Below are 10,030 nucleotides of genomic sequence, written 5' to 3' on the forward strand. Positions count from 1 at the left end.
AGGGATGGCCCTTCCCGATACAGGCAATGACGAAGATCGGGCTTTGCCCGAACCCACCAGGGCCTGAGGCCCTGGACCCCGATCGTGGACAAACGACTGGGTTTCCAAAGGGCGATGCCCTTTGGCGGGTTTCAGGGCGGAGCCCTGAGGCACAGGCATAGACCTTGCGGCGCGCGCGCCGTTCCATCACTCGTGCAGGGGTCCTGCCAGATGAATTCGAATATTGCCAGCGGCCTTCGGCCGTTATCCTACATGTCCGGTGCGCCCTATAGTGGCGGCGTGCAGGTTTACTATGTGCCGGCCGGCAACCCGACGCCGCTGTTCATCGGCGACCCGCTGGTGGCGCTGGATGGTGTGGCCGATGCGAACGGCGTGCCGGGGGTGGGCATCGCCACCGCCGGGGGTTCCGGCGTCATCACCGGGGTGATGCAGGGCGTGGCCAACAATGCCGGCGAGCTGGTGCTGCCGGTGGTGCAGAACCAGGCGCCGTACCTGCCGGCGGGGCAGGCGGCGTATGTCTATGTCGCCGACGATCCGAACCTTGTGTTCGCGGTGCAGGAAGATTCGGTCGGCGGGGCGCTGGCGGCCGGTGCGGTGTCGAAGAACGCCGACCTGGTGGCCGGGGCGGGTTCGACGGTCAACGGGTTTTCCGGCTGGCAGTTGCAGTCGGCCAGCGTGGGCACCACGGCGACGTTGCAGGTGCGGATTCTGCGGGCGTACCAGTCGATCGACAATGCCGTCGGGGCGAACGCGAAATGGCTGGTGCGGATCAACCTGCATTCGATCACCAGCCCGACCGGGATCTGACGCGGTGGGCCTTCGGCGTGGTCCGGGGGCGCTGCGATCGTGAAAAACATCGAGCGGGCCGTGCGGTTTTGTCGCGCGGGCTGAGGAGCGATTTCAATGGCCGTTATTACGACTGGCGCGCATCCCAAGGCGTTGTGGCCGGGGATCAAGGCGTGGTGGGGACGCAGCTACGACGAGCATCGCGTCGAATATCTGGATCTGTTCGACAAGCAGACGTCGGACAAGGCGTATGAGGAGGAGGTCGAGATCACCGGCTTCGGCCTGGCGCCGGTCAAGCCGCAGGGCCAGCAGATCTATTACGATGTCGAGGCGCAGGGGTCGGTCAGCCGCTTCACGCATGTGGCCTATGCCCTGGGCTATGTCGTGACGTATGAGGAACTGCGCGACAACCTGTATGAGGTGGTATCCAAGCGCCGGGCGGCGCAGCTTGCGTTTTCCATGCGCCAGACCAAGGAAAACGTGCTGGCCGGCATTTATAACATGGCGTTCTCGGCCGCCGCCCCCGGTGGCGACGGGGTGTCGCTGGTTTCGAACCTGCATCCGACGCTGTCGGGCGCGCAGTCGAACCTGCTGGCCACGGCGGCCGATCTGTCGGAGGCGGCGGTCGAGGACCTGACGGTGCAGATCATGCAGTGTCAGAACAACCGGGGCATGCGGATCTCGGCGTTGCCGCGCACGCTGAACGTGCCGTCGGCGCTGTGGTTCGAGGCCAACCGGATCTGCAATTCGGTGTTGCAGAATGACACGGCGAACAATGCCGTCAACGTGCTACGTGCGACGAATGCGTTCCCCGAAGGCATCAAGCTGAACCATTACTTCACCAGCCAGACGGCGTGGTTCATCCGGACCAACGTGCCCAATTCGCTGACCTATTTCGAGCGCGATCCGATCTCGTTCGATCAGGACAACGATTTCGACACCCGCAACGCCAAGGCCGCCTGCTACGAGCGGTATTCGGGATATTGGGCGGACTGGCGGGGGCTGTACGGCACGCCGGGGGTTTAAGGCCGGGCTTTGCCCGAACCCACCAGGGCACGGATCGACGACTGGGTTTCCAAAGGGCGCCGCCCTTTGGCGGGTTTCAGGGCGGAGCCCTGAGGTCTTCCGAAAAACAATGGAGAATACGATGAACGTTAAAAAGAACGGAACCAAGCCCGCTGGCGTGCCGGCGGACGGGCGCGTGACGGGGATGCAGATCCATCACCATCATCACTATCACGCGCCGGCCAAGGCGCCGGCGGTGACGTCGCCGCGTGCCGTGCCGGCCGTCGCGCGGGGCAAGGCGGCCCCCGCCGGCGCGCGCAAGGGCGGCCGGCGGGCCTGAGGGCAGGCCCGGTCCCGACCCGGTGCGCCGGGTCGGGACCCTGACGGAAGGAGGGCATGGTGGCGGATGTGATGATGTCGCAGGTGTTGGCGAACGGGCCGCGCAACCTGGTCGTCAAGCTGACGGATGTCAGCGACGGGACGGGGCTGGCGGCCGTCAAGGTGGTTGACGCGCAGTCCGTCGCCTTTTCGGTCGGGGGGCAGGCGCCGGGGGTGCATCTGAAGGTGCGGCGCATCGCCTATGACGTGCATGGCATGGTGGTGCGCCTGCAATGGGAGGCGGCCGAGCCGGTGGACCTGGCGACGCTGTCGGGCTTCGGTCATCTGGATTTCCGGCGGTTGCAGGGCATTGCGAACCCGAAGGCGCCGGGGGCCACGGGGTCGATCCTGCTGAGCACCATCGGGGCGGCGGCGGGCAGCGCGTTCACCCTGGATCTGGAAATGGTCAAGGGTGTTCCGCAGGCGTGAGGGGACGGCCATGACCGAGGCCTGGTTCTACAACCCCGGCGACCATTATGTGCTGGACGATCTGTCGGGCTTCAAGGTCCGGCGGTCGAAGGCGCGGACCATCCCCGGCGGCCAGACCGGCCAGGCGGTGGTGGACCGCAGGCGGTGGGAGGCGCAGCAGCCGCAGGATTTCGTGCGTGGCGTTGCGGACGACCAGACCGTGGATATCGCCCGGCCGCGCCAGCGGGATTGCTTTACGGTCGTGGGCACGGTCGTGACGGGGGCGGCCGGCGTCGGTGCGAACGGGGTGCCGGTGGCCGGCACGTTCGGGTTTTCGGTCGGCGACCGGATTCAGATCATGCTGGATCGGGGCGAGAATTTCGTGACGGACATCGTTGCGATCTCGGGCGCGGTGCTGACGATTTCGCCGGCGCTGCCGGGCGCGGTCGGCGGTCTGGGCGACCTGGCGGGGAACATGGTTCTTCAGCTTCCGCGGGTGAGGGCGGCCGCGTCGTTCGTCACCGAAAATGGCGCGGCGCTGGCGACGGAGGAAGGGCGGCTTCTGGTGCGGGAGGCATCGTCATGACGCAGGTTTCGATATCGCAGTTGCCCGACGGCGCGACGGTGCAGGGCAGCGACCTGCTGCTGGTCTCGCGCCCGGCCGGGGCGGGGTGGGCCAGTTTCCGGGCGAATATCTCGTATTTTCTGGGGTGGCTGGTCGGGCAGGACGTCGTGGTGCGGTCGTTGGCCGGCGATATTTCGGCCGCCAGCCTGTCCGCGACGATGACGGGCGGGCAGGCGGCGACGGCGATCGCGGCCGGCGCGGCGCAGGCGGCGGCGGCCGTGCCGAAGGCCAGCGTCGGCGCGGCGAACGGGGTGGCGGCGCTGGATGCCAGGGGCGGCCTTGTTTTGAACGCCGGGTCCGTCATGCATGTGGATGGGGCCGGCAATCTGATTCTCGATGTTCCGCTGCCGACCTCGGACCCCGGCGTGGCGAACGCCGTGTGGACGCAGGGCGGCGTGCTTCTTCTTTCGCAGGGCCCGGCATCATGAAAATGCGCGCTGTTATCGTCGGTCTTTCGCTGTGGGCGCCCGCCCCGGCCGTGGCGCAATATGCGCCGTTCCACCCGCCCGGCGGCCTGGCCCCGGCGACGACGGTCGGCGGCCAGACGCTGGCGCAGATGCAGGCGGCGACGAGCGCCGCGCAGGCCATGGCGTCGGCCGCCGTTCCCGCGGTGACGATCGGGCAGGACGGTGGGGTGGCGGGCCTGGATTCAGGGGGCCGGGTGATGGCGCCCGTGGGCGGCGACGTGACGGGGGCGGCGGTGACGCCGGCCGGCGGGGCGGCGACCACGGTGGGGGCCTATCTGGGCACGCTGGCGACCACTGCGGACCTGTCGGCCTACCTGACCGCGACGGCGGCGGCGCAGATGTATGCGACGCAAGGCGCATTGGCGGCCACGACGGCAACGGCGAACGCGGCCGTTCCCGTGCTGGAGATCGGGCAACCCTCGGGCGTGGCGGGGCTGGATGCGTCGGGCCAGGTCACCGCGCCGGTCGTGGGCGACGTGACGAACGCGGTGGCGACACCGGCCGGGGGCGCGCAGGTGACGATCGGCGCGGTGCTGGCGTCGTACGCCGCGCAGGCCGGGCTGGTGGCCGAGACGTCGCGGGCCGAGGGCGCCGAGGCGACGTTGCAGGGCAATATCGCGGCCGAGGCGACGACGCGGGCGGACGCGGATACGCAGTTGATGCCGATCGCCGGAGGAGCGTTTACCGGGAACGTCGCGCTTTCTTACATCGGGAGTCCGGCCGAATTCAAAATCGGCATGCAAAACACGGCCGCCCGATTCAGAGAGAGAGATGACATCAATAATTTTAGTATTACGACCAACATAAATCTGAATGGTGACCAGGATGACACCAGTATGTCTTCCTGGGAAATGGCAATGGGGTACGGGGTTGCCAATGACAGCTTTCGCGTGGGCAGGATCCCCCCGGGATCAACATCAAGCGGCAGGCTTCCGGTACTTCTGAACCTGGATCATGCAGGAAACCTGAAGCTGGCAGGTGTGGCGCAGACAGCCGGCTATACGGTCTCGACGCTGCCGGGCGGCTCGGCCGGGATGCGGGCTTACGTGACGGATGCCGCTTCATGCCCGTTCATGGGCACGCTCTCCGGAGGCGGTTCGACGGTGTGTCCGGTCTTCCATAACGGCTCGGCGTGGGTCGCGGAATGATATCGACGGTCCCGGCCCTGCCGTGACGCATTGAGGATCATGGATATGACCAATTACATCCTTTATCGGACAGCGAATTACATCGTGCAGCCGCCGTCCTATACCGACCCGATCACGGGCAGGGCCGTCACGCCGCCGCCGTTCGTGGCGGACCCTGCCGGACGCGTCATCCTGACGCAGCAGATCGGCGACGCGTCGTCGGTGGCGGTGCCGGCCGGCTTCGCGCTGGCGGCGGACCCGGCCGGGCACTATCCGGTGGGCAGCCTCTATCCGGTGCCGGCATGAGCACCAGCGGGATCGCGGGCTGGAACCCGAGCACGTCGAGCATCATTCGCGGCGCGCTGCGGCTGCTCTCGGCCATCGCGCAGGGCGAGACGCCCGGCGACGGGGAATACCAGGAGGCGCTGGATGCGCTGAACGGCATGGTCAAGACCTGGCAGGCCTCGGGCATCCATGTGTGGGCCGAGGAGGACTGCACGCTGTTCCTGCAGCCGGGACAGGTGCGGTATCTGCTTGGCACGGGCGCGACGGATGCCGCGACGATCAGCAGCCAGTGGGTGCAAGGCTGGCTGACGGCAACGGCCGTCGGCGGCGCGGCGCAGATCGGCGCCGCATCGGTCGCCGCGATTGCGGCCGGCGACCGGATCGGCATCTGGCTGGATGCTGGAACGATTTTCTGGACCGGCGTGGTGGCCGTGGTGGGGGACAGTGTGTCGCTGGCCGCGCCGCTGCCGTCACAGGCGTCGTCGGGCGCGCAACTGGTGGCCTATGCCACGCCCCTGGTGCGGCCGCTGCGGGTGCCCGGCGCGCGGCGATACCAGTTCGCGCCGCCCGGCGGCCAGGCGATCGAAGTCCCGGTCGTGCCGATGTCGCGGCTGGATTACGCCAACGTGCCGAACAAGACGACGCCGGGAACGGTGACGCAGTTTTTCTACGATCCGCAGCTTGGGGCGGGTGTGATGCATGTATGGCCCGCGCCCTCGGACAGCCGGAGCGCGCTGGCCTTTACCGCGCAGCGTCCGTTGCAGGATTTCACCAGCCAGGCGGATACCGCCGACCTGCCGCAGGAGTGGATTTCGGTGCTGCGCTACAATCTGGCGCGGGAGATGGCGCCGGAATATGACTGCCCGCCGCAGCGCTTTGCGATGATCGCGGCGCTGGCGGCCGAGAAGCTGGCGCTGGCGCAGGCGTGGGACCGGGAACCGCAATCGGTGCTGTTCGGCGCGGGCGCGGGCCCGGCCGGGCGGTCGGGGTAGGGCGTCATGGTGGTGCAGCAGGTCGCCTTCGCGGCGCAATCCTATCAGGCGCGCGCGGTCGCGCTGGACGCGCAGCGGTGCGTCAATTTCTATGCCGAATTCGCGCCCAGGGACGCGAAATCGCCTGTCGCGGTCTGGGGATGTCCGGGCATGGTGGCGTTTGCCCGCTGCGGCGACGGGCCGGTGCAGGGCATGTGCATGATGGGCGGGGTGCTGTACGTGGTGTCGGGCCAGGTGCTGTACCGGGTCGATGCGGACGGGGCGTCGGTCGCGCTGGGGGCGACGTTCGTGACCGGGCCGGTGTCGATGGACACCAACGGCGTCGATCTGGTCTGGGTCGATGGGGAATCGGGCTGGTGCTATTCGGTGGCCGGCGGCGTGCGGCAGATCGTGGACGAGAATTTCCATCCGGCCGACAGCGTGGTGTATTTCGACACCTATTTCGTCTTCAACCGCGCGGGCACGCAGCAATTCTTCCTGTCGCCGCAATCGGGCGTGACGCCGTTCGACGGGACGATGTTCGCCTCGAAGGAGGCGACGGCCGACCCGCTGCTGGCGATCGTGAACACGCACGAGCAACTGCTGCTGTTCGGCGCGGCGCGGACCGAGGTGTGGTACGACGCGGGCAACGCGCCGCCGACCTTCCCGTTCCAGCGCTTCGAGGGGGCGTTCATCCAGCGCGGCATCGCGGGGCCGCACGCCCATTGCCTGGAGGACAATACCGTCTTCTTCCTGGGCGATGACGGGATGTTCTACCGGCTGAACGGATTCCAGCCCCAGCGGATTTCCACCCATGCCACCGAAGGGGCCTGGCAGGCCTATGCCACGCGGGCCGATGCGCGCTGTTTCAGCTATACCTTCGGGGGACACAAATTCGTCACGCTGCTGTTTCCCTCGGCTCCGGCGACGTGGGTGTATGACGTCGCCACCGGCCTGTGGCACGAGCGGGAGTCCTGGGCGGGGGGCAGTGCGGAAACCAGCATCGGCCGCTGGCGCGGCAATGCGGTGATGATGGCGTATGACCGTATCCTGGTGGGCGACAGCCTGACCGGGACCGTCGGGCAGTTGAACGACGCGGTCTATACCGAACTGGGGGCGACGATGCGCGGGCTGCTGGCCGCGCCCCCGATCCACGACGCGCGCCGCCGGGTGTTCATGCGGCGGTTCGAGCTGGATGTCGAAACCGGGGTGGGGCTGCCGGCGGCGGCGGGCATGGCGCAGGTGGCGTACCAGCCGGCCGGCGTGCTGATGGTGGCGCCCACCGCCCTGACGCGGGCGGCGGCCCCCGTGGGCACGCCGGCCTCGATTGCGAACCTGCTGGTCAATCTGTGGGTCTGCCTGCCCGATGACGGGATGCCGCGCGGGCTGCGGATGGGCAATGCGCCGCCGGGGGGCGGGCCGGGCTTTTCGATCGTGCTGGCGAACGACCGGACGGCGGCGGGGGCGCAGATCGTGGTCGCGGCGGCGGATGTCGCGGGCAATCCGGTGGTGGCGGCGTCCTATGCCTATGGCGGGTGGGGGGACTGGGTGAATGTGCAGCTTTCGCTGTCGCCGGCGACGCGGATGCTGCAACTGTATGTCGATGGCGCGCCGCTGGCGCCGGCGTCGGTGACGTGGGCGTCGGACGCGCCGGTCGGCAATCCGGCCGGGCAGGGGTGGAGGGTGGCGCCCTCGAACGGGACCGACGCGCCGGTGGGGCTGCTGGCCGACCCGCAGTTCGGCGGCCACACGGCCGGCAGCGGGACCGGGTGGAGCACTACCGCGCTGCAACTCGACCAGTCCGGCAACATGGTTTCGCTGGCCGGCGGCACGATCAACGCCGTGTCGCGGACGGGGGCGGTCGCCTGGACGCTGGCGCCGGGCACGGTGCAGGCGGATATCCTGGGCGTGGCGCCGGGGGTGAACATGGCCTCCTACGGGGTCAATGCCTGCATGGTGCTGTTGCAGGGCCGGTATCTGGCGGTGGGAGTGCATGCCGGCGCGTACTGGTGCGGGGTGGCCCTGTACGCCGTGGACGGCGGCGGCGCGCCGGGGTTCCAGGGCTTCGTCTACAATAACGTCAACGGGCCTGGACCGATCTATGGCGCCAACGTCTGTTTCCTGGCCGGGAACCAGACGATCGACGACCCCATCCTGTCGTATCAGGTCGCGTATCCGGGGGTGCCGAAAGTCGTGCTGGTCTATCCCAGCATCGCGCAGATCATCGGCGGGGCGGCGAAGGCCGGCGGCTTCAACGGGCTGTATCCGGGCCTGGGCAATCTTGCGGCCTGGGGGCCGTGCCAGGTGCCGGTCATCGCGTATTCCTACCCCGCCGCGCTGGGCGATCACCTGCTGAGCCAGGCCGGCTATAACGGCAATGTCGGTTTCTTCCTGCCGGACGGACAGGGCGGCACGAACCATTATCTGTATTTCAATCGTGGCGACATGGCGGCGAATGCCGGTGCGGGCAGCAACATCAACACCGAATTGCGCGATGTCATCGGGCCGGCCTGTCCCGATGGGGCGATGGTGAAGATCGCGATGGGCGTCGTCAGCTACGACATGCTGGCCGGCGCGCATTTCGCGGGGAACAAGGCGACGTCCTTCAATGGCGCGCTGCCGATGTACAGCATCGACAATGCCAACTGGGTGGATGGGGACGGAGCCGCGCAGATTCCGTTTGCCGACGAATATGGTTCCATCGCCACCGGCGGGCCGGGAGGGACGGACGTCTATGGCGGCCAGCCGTCGCTGACGCCGTTGCCGGGGTCGGACCTGTGGCTGGTGACGTTCCTGAAGGTCGGGCGGTCGGACAGCCAGGACAATCGGGGCAACGCCAGCCTGTGGGACACGGTGCGGGTGTTCGCCTATGCCGGCGGGACGGCCACGCAGGTGGGGGCGCCCGTGTCGGGCGCGGCCTATGACGCGGCGGCCGACTGGGCCGGATACGGGTCGCCGCCGGCCGGGTACCAATGGGCGGACCGCAATGCCGTCGCCTATCCGCGGGATGGCGAGATCCTGATCTTCGGCAACATGTTCGGCGCGGCCGTCGGCAGCTATCCGCAACCGGCGGGGGCGCAATATTGCACGCGCTTCGGCACGCTGAACGTTGCGGCGGCGCAGGTCGCCGACCTGTTCGTCGGCCTGCCGGCGGCGCCCTTCGACCTGTCGGTGGGCGCGAACCGGGCGGTGTTCCGCACTGCCGAGGGGGGCGCGGCCTATCCGGGCGCGGATGGCGCGCGGCCCCTGGGCGCGCCGCCGCCGGTGCTGCTGAGCGTGCCGCCGGGGGGCGATGCATCGGCCTTCGCCGACAATCGCGGCGCGGGTGGGGCGCTGGTGCTGGGCGGCACGCTGATGCCGGCGTCCTCGGACCCGCCGGGCAGCACCTATGCCGAACCCCTGGCGCAGGGCGGCGACACGCCGCCGGGGGCCGATCCGCAGATCGTGCTGGACTGGTCGGACGACGGGGCGCGGACCTGGAGCGCGCGGCGGCTCTGGCGGTCGCTGGGGCGGCAGGGGGCGTATCTGACGCGCCTGCGCTGGCTGAAGATGGGCCAGGCGCGGCAGCGGGTGCTGCGGTTGCAGGTGACCGACCCGGTGCGGCGCAACCTGATCGGGTTCTACCTGGATATCGAATCGGGGATGGACTGATGCCGCAGGCGCCACGCCAGACCCTGCCGGCCGGGGACCGTCCGTTCGTTGCCGCCGGCACGCTGGGGCTGACCCTGGCGGCGTATCAGTTCCTGTCGCGGCTGGGCATGGCCGGGCAGGCCACCACGCGCAATGTCGAGGTGATCGCCCAGGCGCTGGGCGTGCCGGTGGCCGGCATTCCCGCCGACGGGCCGGTGGCGGTCACGCTGCCGGCGTCGTTTCCGCCCCCCGGCCCCAGCGGGGCGGCGGCGGGGCGGGCGGCCGAGGCGCGGGTGCTGGCGATGCTGGCCGCCGTGCCGCCGCCGCCTCCGGTGGCGCGGCCGGACC

At 69.0% G+C, this 10,030-nt stretch carries 10 protein-coding genes and 1 pseudogene; all 11 read left to right on the forward strand.

Going from position 1 to position 10,030, the window contains the following annotated elements; all coding sequences use genetic code 11:
• Positions 1-210 precede the first annotated feature (210 nt).
• Entirely contained in the window at positions 211-807 is a 597-nt protein-coding gene (locus tag HLH21_RS15360) for a hypothetical protein (RefSeq protein ID WP_182944629.1), read from the forward strand.
• Positions 808-903: 96 nt separating this feature from the next.
• Complete coding sequence (locus HLH21_RS15365) at positions 904-1,812, forward strand: phage major capsid protein (RefSeq protein ID WP_182944630.1); 909 nt, start codon at positions 904-906, stop codon at positions 1,810-1,812.
• A gap of 121 nt (positions 1,813-1,933) precedes the next feature.
• Positions 1,934-2,131, forward strand: a complete 198-nt coding sequence (locus HLH21_RS15370) for a hypothetical protein (protein ID WP_182944631.1) — start codon at positions 1,934-1,936, stop codon at positions 2,129-2,131.
• Positions 2,132-2,187: 56 nt separating this feature from the next.
• Positions 2,188-2,598: a hypothetical protein gene (locus HLH21_RS15375; protein WP_220789852.1), complete on the forward strand. Its 411-nt coding sequence runs from the start codon at positions 2,188-2,190 to the stop codon at positions 2,596-2,598.
• 10 nt (positions 2,599-2,608) lie between these two features.
• Entirely contained in the window at positions 2,609-3,163 is a 555-nt protein-coding gene (locus HLH21_RS15380) for a hypothetical protein (protein WP_246379854.1), read from the forward strand.
• Complete coding sequence (locus HLH21_RS15385) at positions 3,160-3,630, forward strand: hypothetical protein (protein ID WP_182944632.1); 471 nt, start codon at positions 3,160-3,162, stop codon at positions 3,628-3,630. Before HLH21_RS15380 ends, HLH21_RS15385 begins: the two co-directional genes overlap by 4 nt.
• Complete coding sequence (locus HLH21_RS15390; RefSeq protein WP_182944645.1) at positions 3,627-4,817, forward strand: hypothetical protein; 1,191 nt, start codon at positions 3,627-3,629, stop codon at positions 4,815-4,817. Before HLH21_RS15385 ends, HLH21_RS15390 begins: the two co-directional genes overlap by 4 nt.
• 45 nt (positions 4,818-4,862) lie before the next feature.
• The gene (locus HLH21_RS15395) at positions 4,863-5,102 is read left to right on the forward strand and encodes a hypothetical protein (protein ID WP_182944633.1); all 240 of its coding nucleotides are present in this window, start codon (positions 4,863-4,865) and stop codon (positions 5,100-5,102) included.
• Positions 5,099-6,073, forward strand: coding sequence for a hypothetical protein (locus HLH21_RS17200; RefSeq protein WP_182944634.1), 975 nt, complete (start codon positions 5,099-5,101; stop codon positions 6,071-6,073). The genes HLH21_RS15395 and HLH21_RS17200 overlap by 4 nt, the downstream gene beginning before the upstream one ends.
• A gap of 6 nt (positions 6,074-6,079) precedes the next feature.
• Complete coding sequence (locus HLH21_RS15405) at positions 6,080-9,703, forward strand: packaged DNA stabilization protein (protein WP_182944635.1); 3,624 nt, start codon at positions 6,080-6,082, stop codon at positions 9,701-9,703.
• Positions 9,703-10,030, forward strand: a pseudogene (locus HLH21_RS15410) (hypothetical protein); the annotation flags it as partial. The gene HLH21_RS15405 and the pseudogene HLH21_RS15410, both read left to right, overlap by 1 nt.

Origin of the sequence: Gluconacetobacter johannae (assembly GCF_014174305.1) — a bacterium.
Taxonomy (GTDB): Bacteria; Pseudomonadota; Alphaproteobacteria; order Acetobacterales; family Acetobacteraceae; genus Gluconacetobacter; species Gluconacetobacter johannae.